Annotated in this window: 11 protein-coding genes; 8 read left to right on the forward strand and 3 right to left on the reverse strand. The window is 70.0% G+C overall.

What is annotated here, in order from left to right; genetic code table 11:
• Positions 1 to 82 precede the first annotated feature (82 nt).
• From ACJ8AN_RS19060 to ACJ8AN_RS19070, 3 genes are read left to right on the forward strand one after another with little or no spacing between them, the layout of a single operon-like run.
• On the forward strand, positions 83 to 1,180 hold the full coding sequence (locus ACJ8AN_RS19060; RefSeq protein ID WP_407756817.1) for a lipase family protein: 1,098 nt from the start codon (positions 83 to 85) through the stop codon (positions 1,178 to 1,180).
• A gap of 50 nt (positions 1,181 to 1,230) precedes the next feature.
• Positions 1,231 to 2,124 (forward strand): ABC transporter ATP-binding protein, encoded by an 894-nt coding sequence (locus ACJ8AN_RS19065; protein WP_407756818.1) that lies wholly within the window; start codon positions 1,231 to 1,233, stop codon positions 2,122 to 2,124.
• Positions 2,118 to 5,678: an ABC transporter permease/M1 family aminopeptidase gene (locus ACJ8AN_RS19070; RefSeq protein ID WP_407756819.1), complete on the forward strand. Its 3,561-nt coding sequence runs from the start codon at positions 2,118 to 2,120 to the stop codon at positions 5,676 to 5,678. Before ACJ8AN_RS19065 ends, ACJ8AN_RS19070 begins: the two co-directional genes overlap by 7 nt.
• Positions 5,679 to 5,697: 19 nt before the next feature.
• Here the strand turns inward: ACJ8AN_RS19070 and dnaJ are convergent, their stop codons facing one another.
• Both dnaJ and ACJ8AN_RS19080 read right to left on the reverse strand, forming a co-directional pair.
• A complete protein-coding gene (gene dnaJ, locus ACJ8AN_RS19075) occupies positions 5,698 to 6,828 on the reverse strand; it encodes a molecular chaperone DnaJ (protein ID WP_407756868.1) in 1,131 nt (376 codons plus the stop codon).
• Between the two features lie 145 nt (positions 6,829 to 6,973).
• Positions 6,974 to 7,420, reverse strand: coding sequence for a hypothetical protein (locus ACJ8AN_RS19080; protein WP_407756820.1), 447 nt, complete (start codon positions 7,418 to 7,420; stop codon positions 6,974 to 6,976).
• Between the two features lie 139 nt (positions 7,421 to 7,559).
• On the opposite strand from ACJ8AN_RS19080, the gene ACJ8AN_RS19085 reads away from it, so the two are divergent.
• Both ACJ8AN_RS19085 and ACJ8AN_RS19090 read left to right on the forward strand, forming a co-directional pair.
• The gene (locus tag ACJ8AN_RS19085; protein ID WP_407756821.1) at positions 7,560 to 9,323 is read left to right on the forward strand and encodes an ABC transporter ATP-binding protein; all 1,764 of its coding nucleotides are present in this window, start codon (positions 7,560 to 7,562) and stop codon (positions 9,321 to 9,323) included.
• 142 nt (positions 9,324 to 9,465) lie between these two features.
• Positions 9,466 to 10,431 (forward strand): hypothetical protein, encoded by a 966-nt coding sequence (locus ACJ8AN_RS19090; protein WP_407756822.1) that lies wholly within the window; start codon positions 9,466 to 9,468, stop codon positions 10,429 to 10,431.
• 24 nt (positions 10,432 to 10,455) lie between these two features.
• On the opposite strand, the gene ACJ8AN_RS19095 is transcribed toward ACJ8AN_RS19090, so the two are convergent.
• Positions 10,456 to 11,100, reverse strand: coding sequence for a hypothetical protein (locus ACJ8AN_RS19095; protein WP_407756823.1), 645 nt, complete (start codon positions 11,098 to 11,100; stop codon positions 10,456 to 10,458).
• Positions 11,101 to 11,239: 139 nt separating this feature from the next.
• On the opposite strand from ACJ8AN_RS19095, the gene ACJ8AN_RS19100 reads away from it, so the two are divergent.
• From ACJ8AN_RS19100 to ACJ8AN_RS19110, 3 genes are read left to right on the forward strand one after another with little or no spacing between them, the layout of a single operon-like run.
• Positions 11,240 to 11,479, forward strand: a complete 240-nt coding sequence (locus tag ACJ8AN_RS19100) for a hypothetical protein (RefSeq protein ID WP_407756824.1) — start codon at positions 11,240 to 11,242, stop codon at positions 11,477 to 11,479.
• Positions 11,480 to 11,522: 43 nt separating this feature from the next.
• Positions 11,523 to 12,287 (forward strand): hypothetical protein, encoded by a 765-nt coding sequence (locus ACJ8AN_RS19105; protein WP_407756825.1) that lies wholly within the window; start codon positions 11,523 to 11,525, stop codon positions 12,285 to 12,287.
• Between the two features lie 6 nt (positions 12,288 to 12,293).
• Positions 12,294 to 12,866: a hypothetical protein gene (locus tag ACJ8AN_RS19110; RefSeq protein WP_407756826.1), complete on the forward strand. Its 573-nt coding sequence runs from the start codon at positions 12,294 to 12,296 to the stop codon at positions 12,864 to 12,866.
• Positions 12,867 to 13,044: the final 178 nt, after the last annotated feature.

Consider the following 13,044-nt stretch of genomic DNA (forward strand, 5'->3'; position numbering starts at 1 on the left):
CGAGGCGGACGGGGCGCCCGACTCCACGCCCCCTGCGCGGCTTCGATCGGGGTGCTCACCCTCCAGGCGGGAGGAGTCCCCTATGCAACACGTGCGAGTCCATCCAACCCAGGAGGCCTTTCGAGCGCCCGTCGGCCTGCGGCCACCTGACGTGGGCAGGGCCTATGTCGACCGGTTACTCGGCGACACCCGGGATGAGCGGGGCAACGCCCGGTACAGCGCCAGCATGGGCCGCCTGCTCTCGGTGGCGGCGGGGTGGGCCTATTCGTCGGACGCGGAGATGGTCTCCAACGTGCTGCACCGCAATGGCCTGCTCGACAACCACTGCGAGTACATCGGCATCACCAACGACGCACTCTTCGTCTGTGCTCGGGCCTATTTCATCCAGAGCCAGGGCGGGCGGCTGGGCATCCTCTGCTTCCGGGGCACCGAGCCCTCCAACATCCTCAGCTGGATGACGGACGCGAGCGTGGCCCCGGATCCCTTCATCGGCGTCACGGCGAGTGCGGGGCAGGTCCACGGCGGCTTCTATCGCAACGTCATGGCCCTCTGGCCCTCCCTCCTGGAGAGCCTCGAGAAGGCGCTCCAGGGCCGCTCCGTCAGCGACGACACGGACCCGACCACGGCCCCGAAGCCGATGCTCCGCAAGCTCGAGGCGCTCTACATCACCGGGCACAGCCTGGGTGGGGCCATGGCGGCCCTGGCCGGGGCGCTGCTCTACCAGGGCGCCGAGCGCGACCGTGAGCTCTACGTCCAGCTGCGGCGGGTGCTGCGGGGCGTCTACACCTATGGGCAGCCGATGGTGGGCGACGCGGCGTTCGCCAAGGAGTGCGGCTCGTTCGACTCGCGCCTCTTCCGGCACGTGTACAAGAACGACATCGTGCCCCACATGCCGCCGCTGGCCACGGGCCGCTTCACGCACTTCGGCCGCGAGTACCACTGGAGTGACACGACGCAGCAATGGGAGCCTGGCACGAGCAACGCGCGGCAGGTGCGGACGCTCTTCGTGAGCTCGGCGCTCGGGGTGCTCGACTGGTTCGGGCAGCAATTGGCCTCGCTGCGCAGGCTCAAGCTCGCCCTGCCCTACTCCTGGGAGGCCCACTCGCCGGTCCACTACATGCGCACCGCCATCCGGCAGACGCCCCGGCACCGCTCGGAGTTCGGCGAGGCCCACGCCTGATCGCCAGGGGGAGCTGCAATCAGCCCGAGCGCCCTTCGTAGGGCCCCTGGATGCTGACCATTGCCCGGTTGTCGAAGACCTATGCGAACGGCGTGAGAGCGCTCGACGGAGTGAACCTGAGCATCGGCAGTGGGCTCTTCGGGCTGCTCGGACCGAACGGCGCCGGGAAGTCCACCCTGATGCGGACGATCGCCGCGCTCCAGGAGCCGGATGAAGGGGAGATCCTCTTCGACGGGCGGGACATCCTCGAGGACCCGCGGCATGTCCGGCACCAGCTCGGCTACCTGCCGCAGGACTTCGGCGTCTACCCGGGAGTCTCCGCGCTGCACCTGCTGGACCATCTCGCGGTCCTCAAGGGCCTCACGAACCGGAGCGAGCGGGCCGAGCAGGTCGAGGCGCTGCTGCACCTGACGAATCTCCACGAGGTCCGCAAGAAGGACGTCAGCACGTTCTCTGGAGGGATGAAGCAGCGCTTTGGAATCGCCCAGGCGCTGCTGGGCCGCCCGCGGTTGCTCATCGTGGACGAGCCCACCGCGGGGCTCGATCCGGAGGAGCGCAACCGCTTCCACAACCTGCTGAGCGAGGTGGGTGAGAACGTGGTCGTCATCCTCTCCACGCACATCGTGGAGGACGTGAGGGATCTCTGTCCGAAGATGGCGATCCTCGCCGGGGGGCGCATCCTGCTCGAGGGGGAGCCCACGCGGCTGATGGACCAGCTCGACGGGCGTATCTGGCGCAAGACGGTCTCCAAGGCCGAGCTGGAGGAGTACCGCTGCACGCTGGCGGTGCTCTCGACGCATCATTTCGGGGGACGCAACCGCGTCCACGTCCTCGCCGACGCATGTCCCGGGTCTGGCTTCGAGCGCATTGCTCCGGGCCTCGAGGACGTCTACTTCTCCGCCCTCTCGGGCCGGAAGGCGAGTCGCGAGGCCGTGTCGTGCTGAGCGAGCTCGTCCGCTTCGAATGGCGCTACCACACCCGCCAGGTCACCTTCGCGGCCGCGGCGCTGGGTTTCTTCCTGCTCGGCTTCGCCCTCATGGCCACGGGATTTGGCCCGGCCAACGTGAAGCTCCAGGCGCCCTGGTTGATCGCGGAGTCGATGGGCTTCCTCTCGCTGCTCTCGGTCTTCGCCCTCGCCATCTTCTCCGCCAACGCGGTCGTGCGGGATGACGAGCACCGGATGGCGGAGATCCTCTACTGCACCCCCGTCGGCAAGCTTCAATACCTGTCGAGCCGGTTCGCGGGCTCGTTCCTCGCGGCCGTCAGTGCCTTCGGCTTCTCGGCGGTGGGGATGCTCGCCGCCAGCTTCATGCCGTGGCAGGACCCCGAGCGGCTCGGCGCGGTGAATGCCCTCGGCTACCTGTGGGCCTTCGCCGTGCTCGTGCTGCCGAACATGCTCTTCGCCGCCGCGCTGTTGTTCTCGCTCGCGGCGCTCACGCGCAGCACGCTCGCCAGCCACATCGGCGCGGTGGCTGTCTACGTCCTGTACCTCATCTGCGCCGCACTCACCGATTCGCCGCTGATGGCCGCGTCGGCTCCGGGAGGGGGCGAGGGGTTCGCCTTCGCCGCCCTGTTGGATCCGTTCGGCCTCTCGGGCTTCTTCGACCAGACGCGCTACTGGACGGTGGCCGAGCAGAACAGCCGCTTCGTGGCGCTGAGCGGCACGTTCCTCGCGAACCGCGTGGCCACCGTGGGCGCGGCCGTGCTGCTCCTGGCGGGGGTCTACCGTCTCTTCTCCTTCCGGGTCCTGCGCAAAGCGAAGGGCGCGGAGCGGCCCGGCACCGTGCCTCACGCGGCCTCCACGGGAAGTGCACCCGCGTCTGTCCGAGTTCCCCACCGAGCACCGGCCCCGGCGGACCCGGGCGCGTTCGGAACGTGGCTCGCCGCCTATGCCTCCGCGGTGAAGCTCGAGCTGCGCACCCTCCTCAAGAGCATTCCCTTCCTGCTCGTGCTGCTGCTGTGGATGGCGCTCGCGGGAGCGGAGCTCCTCTCCGAGCTCACGGGGGGTGAGTACGGCTCGCGCTCCCATCCCGCGACGGGCCTCATCATCTCCGCCCTGCGCCAACCGCTCTCGCTGCTGGGGACGATCGTGCTCGTCTACTACAGCACGGAGCTCGTCTGGCGCGAGCGCCGCTTCCGGATCGCCGACACGCTCGCCGCCACGCCGGCCTCCAGCTCGGCCTTCGTTGCCTCCAAGTGGACCGCGCTCGCGGCACTGGTGCTCGGCCTCATCACCACGGGCATCTTCGTCGGCCTGGCCGTGCAGGTGGCACACGGCTACTCGAAGTTCGAGCCAGGGCTCTACCTGTCCCTGTTCTACTTCGAGGGAACCCCGCTCCTCCTGTTCGCCGCCGCCGCGGTCTTCCTGCACGCGCTGAGCCCCGGCAAGTACGTCGGCATGTTGCTCGTCTTGCTCGTGGGGCTGCTCAAATTGCGCGGCGGAGCCCTCGGGCTCGAGCACCACCTCTGGCGCTTCGCCAGTGCGCCCGCCGTGCCGTACTCGGACATGAATGGCTTTGGCCACCTCGCCACGCCGTTTCATTGGTTCATGCTCCATTGGGCGGTGCTCGGCCTGCTCCTGGCAGCCGGGGCCTCGGCGCTGTGGAGGAGAGGCCTTCGCGGCCAGGCGCGGACCTACCGCCCCGCAGCCGCCGGGCTGCTCGCGGTCTCGGCCCTCACCGGCGGCTGGATTCTCTACAACACCGATGGCGTGAATGACCGCATGTCCTCCCGGGAGCTGCTCGACTGGAAGGCGGACTACGAGAAGGCCTACAAGCCCTTCGCGCAGCTGCCGCGGCCCACCGTCGCCTCGGTCACCACCGACGTCGAGCTGTACCCGGAGGAGCGGCGCCATCGCGTGTCTGGCCGCTACCAGCTCGTCAACGAGACGCAGACGGCGCTCCGCAAGGTGCTCGTCTCCGTCAACCGCAAGGCGCGCGGGGTGGAGCTCTCCATTCCCGGAGCGAAGCTCGCCTCACGCGACGAGCGGTTCGGGATGTACTGGTTCGAGCTGGACGCACCCCTCGCCCCGAAGGCCCGCACCGAGCTGCGCTTCGCGCTTGAGTTCTCCCAGCCGGGGTTCACCGACGACGAGCCGGATACCACCGTCGTCGGAAATGGCTCGTTCGTCTCGGGCCCGCGCAACTTCCCGAGCCTCGGCTATCGCACGAGCTACGAGCTCGAGGATCCACGCGAGCGCCGCAAGCGCGGGCTGCCGGAGGGCACGCTCCGCGAGGACTCCGACCTGGGAGAGGAGACCGAGGTACCGGAGTGGGTGGACTTCGAGGCGACGGTGTCGACCTCCGCGGACCAGGTGGCCGTGGCTCCCGGGAAGCTGGAGCGCCAGTGGGAGCAGGACGGCCGGCGCTACTTCCACTTCCGCTCCGAGGCCCGGATGACGAACGTCGTCGCGTTCGCGTCCGCGCGCTACGAGGTCTCGACGCTGCGGCACGGCGACGTCGCCATCGAGGTCTATTCGCATCCGGCGCACCGTTACAACGTCGAGCGGATGCTCCGGGCCGCGGCCGCGTCGCTCGACACGATGGAGAAGCACTTCGGGCCCTACCCGCACGAGGTGCTGCGCATCGCCGAGGTCCCCACCTACTGGAAGTTCGGGGCCTTCGCGATGCCGAGCATCATCTTCTTCACCGAGGATCGTGGCTTCCTCACCGACTCGACGGACCCGGAGCGGCTCGACCTCGTCTCGAGGCGAATCGCCCACGAGGTCGCCCACCAGTGGTGGGGGCACCAGCTCGCTCCGGCCATCGGCGCGGGGGACTCGATGCTCGTGGAGTCGTTGACGAAGTACTCGGAGCTGCTCGTGATGGAGGAGCTGTATGGCCGGGAGAAGGTCCGCGGCTTCCTCTCCTTCGAGCTCGACCGTTATCTCTCGGGCCGCTCGCACGAGGAGGTGCGGGAGCTGCCGCTCTCCCGGGTGAAGGGCCAGCCGTACATCTACTACGGCAAGGGCGCCATCGTGATGTACGCCCTGAAGGATCTCCTGGGCGAGGAGCCGGTGGATCGCGCCCTGCGCGAGCTGCTGCGCACGGAGGGCGGCCCGGGGGGAGCTGCGACCACGCGAGACCTGCTCGCGCGGCTGTACGCGGTCGCGCCTGGAGAGCTCCACCCGCTCATCGAGGGCTGGCTCGAGGAGATCACCCTCTATGACTTGAAGCTCGAGTCCGCGGCCGTCACGCCGCTTCCGGATGGACGGTACGAAGTGAAGATGCGGATCGCCGCGGCGAGGAGTCAGGCCGATGGCAGCGGCAACGAGTCGCCGGTGGAGCTGAGCGAGAGCATCCAGGTCGGCATCTTCAGCGCGCATCCCGACCAGGCGGCGGGGACAGGCCAGGTGCTGTACCTGCGGCCCCGTGCACTGCACAGCGGCATCAACGAGGTCTCGGCCGTCGTCGATGCGCAACCGGCGGTGGTCGCGGTCGACCCGTACATCACCCGGGTCGACCGGAACCGCTTCGACAACCTGCGCGCGCTGCGGTGACGCTGGAGGCGAAGGGGAACTAGCCGAAGAGCTCGCGCACCTTGTCGAAGAAGTTCTTCGACTGCGGGTGCGCGTCCTCTCCGCTCACCTCGGAGAACTTCTCGAGCAGCTCGCGCTGCTTCGCCGTCAGCCCCGTCGGCGTCTCCACGATGACGCGCACGTGCTGGTCTCCGCGCTGCCCGCTGTGCAGGTGCGGAATGCCCTTGCCCTTGAGCCGGAACACCTTGCCCGACTGCGTTCCCTCGGGGATGGTCATCTTCACCTTCCCGTCGAGCGTGGGCACATCGATTTTGGCCCCCAGCGCCGCCTGGACGAACGAGATGGGCACCTCGCAGAAGACGTCGTAGTCCTCGCGCTGGAAGAGCGGGTGCTCGCGCACGATGACCGTCACGTACAGGTCGCCCGCAGGCCCGCCCCGGTCACCCGGCTCGCCCAGGCCGCCCAGCCGCACGCGCGTCCCGTTGTCCACGCCCGCGGGGATGTTCACCTCGATGACCTCCTCGGAGGGCACCTTCCCCGAGCCCCGGCACTTGCCGCACGGGTCCGGCACCACCGCGCCCGTCCCGCCGCAGTCCGTGCACGGCCGCGACACCGCGAAGAAGCCCTGGGTGAAGCGCAGCTCGCCCGTGCCACCGCACGTGCCGCACGCCTTGGGCGCCGACGCGCTCTTGCTGCCCGTGCCGCTGCACGTGTCGCACTTCTTCGGGCGCGGAATCGGTACCTTCGGACGGCAGCCGAACGCCGCCTCCTCGAAGGAGATCTCCAGGTTGAAGCGCAGGTCCGCGCCCCGGTTGCTCACCCGGCCGCGCCCACCGCGCCCACCAAAAATATCCCCGAAGATTTCCCCGAAGATGTCGTTGATGTTGACGCCCTGGAACCCGCCGCCAAAGGGGTCTCCGCCCGCGGCGCCGCCCACGCCCGCATGGCCGAAGCGGTCGTAGCGCGCCCGGCGCTCGGGGTCGCTCAGCACCTCGTAGGCTTCCGAGGCCTCCTTGAACTTCTCCTCGGCCTCGTGGTTCCCGGGGTTCCGGTCCGGGTGGTACTGCAACGCCACCTTCCGGAACGCACTCTTCAGGTCCCCCGCCGAGACGTTCTTCTGGACCCCCAGTACCTCGTAGTAATCGCGCTTCTGGCCCGCCGCCGCTGGCATTGCGTTCAAACCCCTGGATTTATTGGACTTTCTACGCTCGCGTAGTCTTCGAAACCACTATAACGCAGGCGAGAGGTCCGGCAATCCGGGCCCGCCCCGATGCGACGGGGCGGACCCTCGGATGAACGCTCAGAAACGGTGGACTCTAGACGGTCCAGACACGGTTGGCCGTGAGCTCCATGCGAGCGAGCCGCCGCTTGAGCACTGGATCGATGGCTCCGCGGGTCCGCGCCCACTTGGGGACCACGAAGTGAAGCTCCGCGTTGTAGAGCTTGGCGGCACTGGACAGCAGGCTCCAGCGGTTCTCCGTGGTGGGGTCCTCCACCATGTTTGGAGTGACGATCTCCAAGATGATGGGAGTGCGTCCCGAGTCGGACTGTCGGCAGGTGAAGTCCGGCCGATGATCCTCGATGGTGCCCGAGAGAACGGGCGGTGGCATGAAGCCGGGCAGCCGGGCTTTGATGTCCGTGCAGCCGATGGTGCGGAAGTACTCCGCCATCAGCCACAAGAGCCGGCGGCGCTCTTCATCCTCCACCACCGGCTCACAGCCCGGACTGAACAGCGCCTCTTTCCCAGTGTTGGTGTTGTCCATGGCTAGCGGAAAGCTGTCCGCCGCTTCCCGTTGGGGCAATGAAAGGGCCTACATGGAACGGCCGACGGGCGGCAGGGCAGGCGGGGGAGCAACGGGCTTTGCCCGGGGGGCTTTCCAGTGAGAGAGTGCGCGCTCCGCCGTGGCCCCCCGTCCATCTCCGCACGTCTACCGCCGCCTGCTGGGCTATCTCCGTCCCTACCGGAAGCTGCTCGCCGCGGGCATGAGCGCCTCCCTGGTCGCCGCCAGCGCCACGTCCGCCTACGCCTGGTTGGTGGGGCCGCTGCTGCGCGCGGTGCTCACGGGCTCGCCGGTGGAGCTCGCTGGATTCAAGCTGCCGGGCGAGCGGATGCTCGGTGTGTTGCCCCTGCTGGTGGTGGCGGTGGCGGCGGTGAAGGCGGCGGCCGGCTTCCTCCAGGGCGGGTGGATGCAGCGGCTGGGGCAGCGGGTGATGGCGGACCTGCGGGCCCACCTGTACTCGCGGCTGCTCGCCCAGCCTCCGGCCTTCTTCGAGCGGCAGCACTCGGGCGAGCTGCTCACCCGCTTCACCGCGGACGTGCCGCTGGTGGAGTTCGCCGTGACGCAGGCGCTGTCCTCCTATGTGAAGGACGGGCTGCAGATGCTGGCGCTGCTCACCACGTGCCTGCTCATCGACGCGAAGCTCTTCCTCCTCACCTTCGTGGTGATGCCCCTCACGGTGTTGCCGGTGCGCAGCTTCGCCCGCTCGCTGAAGAAGGTGGCCAACCGCTCGCAGACGAGCCTCGGGGCCCTCACCGCGCTCACGGGTGAGCAGCTCCAGGCACTGCCGGTGGTGCAGGCCTACGGCGGCGTGCCCCGGGCCCTGAAGACGTTCGAGGCCGAGTCGGAGCGCTACCTCGGGGAGATGCGCCGCTCGCTCTTCCTGCGCGGGGCCTACAGCCCCACGGTGGAGGTGATGGGGATTGTCGGCGTGGCGGTGGCGGTGTCCTGGGGCGCCCGGGCCATCTCCGCGGACCCGTCGCTCTCGGGGCGGCTCTTGTCCTTCATCGCCGCGACGCTGCTGCTCTACCAGCCGGTGAAGTCGCTCAGCGGCACGCTCTCCCAGGTGATTACGGGCCTCGTCAGCGCCGAGCGCCTCTTCGCGATGGCGGACGCCCCGGTGCCCCCGGACGAGGGCGAGGAGGCCCCACCCCTCACGCGCGCGCTGACGCTCGAGGGCGTGCGCGCCACGTACCCGGACGGGCGCGAGGCGCTGCGCGGGGTGGGCCTCACGGTGCCCGCGGGCGCGCGGGTGGCGCTGGTGGGGGCCTCGGGCGCGGGCAAGACGACGCTCTTCTCGGTGCTGCTGGGCTTCCTGCCCCCGAGCGGTGGCGCGGTGCGTTGGGACGGCACCCCCATGGACGCGCTCAAGCCCTCGAGCGTGCGCGCGCGGATGGCGTGGGTGCCCCAGGAGCCGGTGCTCTTCTCCGGCAGCGTGCGGCACAACCTCCTGCTGGGCCGGCCCGAGGCCACCGACGCCGAGGTATGGGAGGCACTGCGCCTGGCCCATGCGGAGGACTTCGTGCGGGCCCTGCCCGGCGGCCTGGACGAGCCGGTGGGTGAGCGTGGCGCGCGCCTCTCCGGTGGACAGCGGCAGCGCCTGGCCCTGGCGAGGGCCTTCCTGCGCCGGCCCTCGGTGCTGCTGCTGGACGAGCCCACCAGCGCCCTGGACGCCCAGAGCGAGGCGGCGGTGGGCGCGGGCCTGGCGGCGCTGATGAAGGGGCGCACGGTGCTCGTCATCGCCCACCGTCTCTCCACGGTGCGCGACGCGGACCTCATCGTCGTCCTGGACGCCGGCCGGGTGGTGGAGGCGGGCACCCACGCGGAGCTCTCCGCCCGGGGTGGCCGCTACGCCCAGCTCCTCGGCGAGGGCGCTGTCGCCGCCTGAGCGCCGTCCTCTCTTCCAACCGCTCGCTTCCCCGCCTGGGCTCCCCCGGGCCGGGCATTCCTTTCTCTCACGGCCAGCTTTGAAATTCGCAGCAAAGTGTGAAAACTGGAAATCCGGGTGGAGACGGTATATTCTGTTCACCATGCTGTTCCCGACCCGACTGAACACGCTCCCTGGCCTCCTGCCCGCCCTGCCGCCCCCCGTGGCGGTCGCGGGTTTCGGTCTCGCCTTCCTGTCGCTCGTCGGTGGCCACGCCGGAGTCTGGCGCCTGGCGGACGCGGCGGGGCCCTACAGCCTGCTGATGGCGGTGGCGGTGCTCGGGGTGATGGTGCTGCTCTCGGCGCTGCTGCGCCGGGGCCCCATGGGACGGCAGGCGCCGCTGCTGGTGCTGGTGGGCCTGGCCACCGTGCCCTGGTTCCTCGGCATCGCCGGCACCCAGGAGGCAGTGCAGCGGGTGCTCGCGGCGCTGCCGGACGTGGGCAGCCGGGACGCGCTCGCCGTGCTGGTGGCGGGCACGGGCGAGGCCATGGTGACGCGCCTGGTGGGTGCGTGGATGAGCGCGGCGCTGCTCGGCGGCGTGGCGGTGGGGCTGGTGCTGATGCGCGTCCGGGGCGCTCGCGCGGGTGAGCGGACCAGCCGGCTGCTCGGGGCCGCGCTGAGCCTGGCCCTGGGGTGCATCGCGCTGCTGGTGGCGCTCGAGGCCCATCAGCTCTTCAAGCTGCTCACCACGCTGGCCTCGCAGGCCCCCGAGGCCCGCGCCGGGCTCGTCGCCGTGGGCACCGAGCAGCTCGCTCGGCTTCAGGAGCTGCGCTCGGCCCTGCTGGGCGTCCTGGGCGTGCTCGCCCTCGCGCTCATCGGTTGGGAGTTCTTCCCGCGTCCGGAGGCCCTCTCGCAGTGGAGGGGGAACCTCGTGCTCACGGCGCTCGCCGCGGCCGTGCTCGTCCTGGACGCGCGCCCGCTGCAGCTCGCCGCCGAGAGCGCCGGGGAGACGGAAGCCTCGCGCGCCCTGCTGCCCATGCTGGTGCACAACGGGCAGGTCACCGCGCGCGCGTCCACGCCCCGGCCCCGGCCCTCCGCCCTGCCGCCCGGCTTCCGCTCCGAGCAGTAGGGGCCGCGGCCCCAGCCGCCCTCCTCAGAGGAGCCACAGCAGCAGCGCCACGCCCAGCACGAGCCCCAGGCCGAGCACGATGAGCATGGTCAGCCCCTCCGTCTTCTGCCTGCGGAGCATTTCGGGGTCGACGCCGGAGTCCGGGGTGGCCTGAGCGGGCGGAGCCACGGAAGCGGGAGGCGTGGACTGGGGCACCGCGGGCGCGGGAGGCGTGGCCGCGGAAGGCGCGGTTGCCACGCGCGCGGGCGCGGCCCCCCCGGCGAGCACGAGTCCCTGACGCGCGAGCGCGAGCACGCGCTGGATGTGGATGATGTACCGATCCTCGCCCTGGTAGGCCTCGAGGGCGAGCGCGGCGCGCAGCATCCGGGCGGGGACGGGCTCGGCGTCCGGGTGGACGACGCTCGTCTCGGTGCGCGCGGCGCCGTCCTGCTCGACGCGCCCGGTACGCAGGCCCACGCCGCTCGTCCACACGCAGTGCTCGCCCAGCAGCGTGAGCTCCTGGCGCTGCACACGTCCCTCGCGGTCAACGAAGGAGAGCAGCTCCGCGCCCTGCGGCGACAGGTGCCAGACGGAGCGCTGGCCGTCATCCCCCGGAGGCCCTTCCACCGGCCGCGCCTCGTACAGCGCCAGGACGGCCGCCTTCAATCTCTCGGACGACGGTTCGCTCATGTTCGGGGCGCGAGCCTAGGGTCGGAAGGCCGGAAACGGAAGGGTTCGGGCATGCCGCTGTCCCCCTGGCCGGTCTCCGCGGAGCAACCCGGGCGGCCTGACGGGGGCGTTCCTATGGTTGGGACGGAGGAGTCCCCTCATGTCCATCATCTATCCCGACCATCCCATCGATGCGCCCTTCGTGGTGCCCGCCAACCGCACGGAAGTGACGGAGGAGCCGGAGCCTCGGGGCACGGGCGGCGACGCGCGCTTCCCGGACGTGAGCTGGATTGGCTCGGCTCAGCAGGGCGGGGGCCACATGCCGGAGGACTACGAATGGCCCACCAACCCCAAGGAGCACCAGGACGAATTGATGGGCGAGTGGCCCCAGGCGCGTTGAGCCACGTGCCTCCCCGCCGTCCGGGCGCTACGGTGTGCACCTCATGAGTCGCTCCCGCTCCAAACGAATGGATTTCGTGCACCACTTCGAGGGTGCACAGGTGCTCGATGGGTTGTTGGACCTCGCGGGCTCCTCGCACGACAGCCTCACGGTGCTCGCGCACATGCGGCAGGCCCACGCCGAGGGCCGCTCCTCGCGAGACGTCATTCCCGAGCTCTTCGAGCGCGAGCCGCGCTTCGGCTCCCCCGAGCTGGCGCGCCAGCTCTTCCAGAACCTGCTGGGCCTGTGGGACCTGGTGGAGGAAGGCAAGCCGGTGCGCTTCGAGGAGGGCCCTCGCGAGCCGCGGCCGAAGAAGCAGAAGGTGGAGGCCCCCAGGCCCTTCGCCCCGGGCGAGCCGGACACGGCATTCGTGGAGGCGGCCTGGCGTTATCTGGAAGACGACGAGAAGGCGCGCACGCGGCTGCACCATGCGTTCGAAAACAAGCAGGACACGCTGCTGGGCGAGCTTGACGCCGCGGGCCTCACGGACGAAGGATACGGTGTTGCCCGACACCTGCTCTTCGAGCTGCATGCCATGCTGGAGCTCGGTTGGCCGCAGGGATTGGCGAGCGTGGCTCCCAGGGCGATGACGGACGCGGGCATGGAGGCTTCGCCAGTGCCCCCGGCGCTTGCCGCGTACGCGGACGAAGCGCTGTTCGAGGCGGAGCAGGACGAGGAGCACCCCCTGTCACCCGAGGAGCTGGCGAAGGTCCGGTCCCTGGTGAAGCGCGGAATGGCGGCGCTGTGGGGTGCTCGGAAGGGAAAGTGAAGACCAATGGCACGTGACAAGGACGACGATCGGGGTGGGGGGGGCTTCTCCGGCAAGCGTACGAAGAGCTGGAGGGAGATCGACGCGTCGCGCGGCAAGGGCCGCGGCCACACCTCGCGCCAGGATGACCCGGCGCAGCAGCGGATTGAGCGCAGCGCGTCGTACCAGAAGTACAAGGCGGCGGCGGACGCGCTCTTCACGGGCGGCGAGCTGCCCGAGGGCCTGGCGAAGACCTTCGATCCCGAGGGCAAGCGCAAGGCGCAGAAGCAGGCGATGCAGAAGCTGATGGAGTCCGCCGAGGACCCGAGGGCGTGGGCCCAGGGCGTGCTGGACTACCTGGAGAAGTACCCCGAGCTGCCCGAGGACCCGTACTTCCTCGACAGCCTGCTGGGCCATCCGCGCGAGCGCATCTCCGACAAGGCCCTGGGCAAGCTGGAGGAGATGGAGGCCGAGGGCAAGTTGGTGAAGGCGAAGCTGCCCAAGAGCCTGGATCAGCGGCTCAAGGGCATCGAGCTCACCAGCTCGGACCCGGACACGCAGGGCCGGGCCAAGACGCTGCGCGAGAAGCTGCGCGCCTGAGAAGAATTCGCCCGACCCCCTCGGCCCTCTCCCCGTGGAGAGAGGGCGGGACGCAATTGCTAGTGGCAGGATTCAGCGCACGTCGTGAGACGACAACCCGACTGCGCTGCCTGCCCTTCGACGTCCTGCCAGGCGAAGTTTGAGAACAGGGGCTCGATACCCTCACCCCGACCCTCTC

It is taken from the genome of Archangium sp., assembly GCF_045802675.1.
Taxonomy (GTDB): Bacteria; Myxococcota; Myxococcia; order Myxococcales; family Myxococcaceae; genus Archangium.

What these genes read in the sequence shown, in the direction of transcription:
- ACJ8AN_RS19060 (WP_407756817.1), top strand. Translation starts at nt 83, where the DNA reads ATGCAACACGTGCGAGTCCATCCAACCCAGGAGGCCTTTCGAGCGCCC.
- ACJ8AN_RS19065 (WP_407756818.1), top strand. Translation starts at nt 1,231, where the DNA reads ATGCTGACCATTGCCCGGTTGTCGAAGACCTATGCGAACGGCGTGAGA.
- dnaJ (WP_407756868.1), bottom strand. Translation starts at nt 6,828, where the DNA reads ATGCCAGCGGCGGCGGGCCAGAAGCGCGATTACTACGAGGTACTGGGG.
- ACJ8AN_RS19080 (WP_407756820.1), bottom strand. Translation starts at nt 7,420, where the DNA reads ATGGACAACACCAACACTGGGAAAGAGGCGCTGTTCAGTCCGGGCTGT.
- ACJ8AN_RS19090 (WP_407756822.1), top strand. Translation starts at nt 9,466, where the DNA reads ATGCTGTTCCCGACCCGACTGAACACGCTCCCTGGCCTCCTGCCCGCC.
- ACJ8AN_RS19095 (WP_407756823.1), bottom strand. Translation starts at nt 11,100, where the DNA reads ATGAGCGAACCGTCGTCCGAGAGATTGAAGGCGGCCGTCCTGGCGCTG.
- ACJ8AN_RS19100 (WP_407756824.1), top strand. Translation starts at nt 11,240, where the DNA reads ATGTCCATCATCTATCCCGACCATCCCATCGATGCGCCCTTCGTGGTG.
- ACJ8AN_RS19105 (WP_407756825.1), top strand. Translation starts at nt 11,523, where the DNA reads ATGAGTCGCTCCCGCTCCAAACGAATGGATTTCGTGCACCACTTCGAG.
- ACJ8AN_RS19110 (WP_407756826.1), top strand. Translation starts at nt 12,294, where the DNA reads ATGGCACGTGACAAGGACGACGATCGGGGTGGGGGGGGCTTCTCCGGC.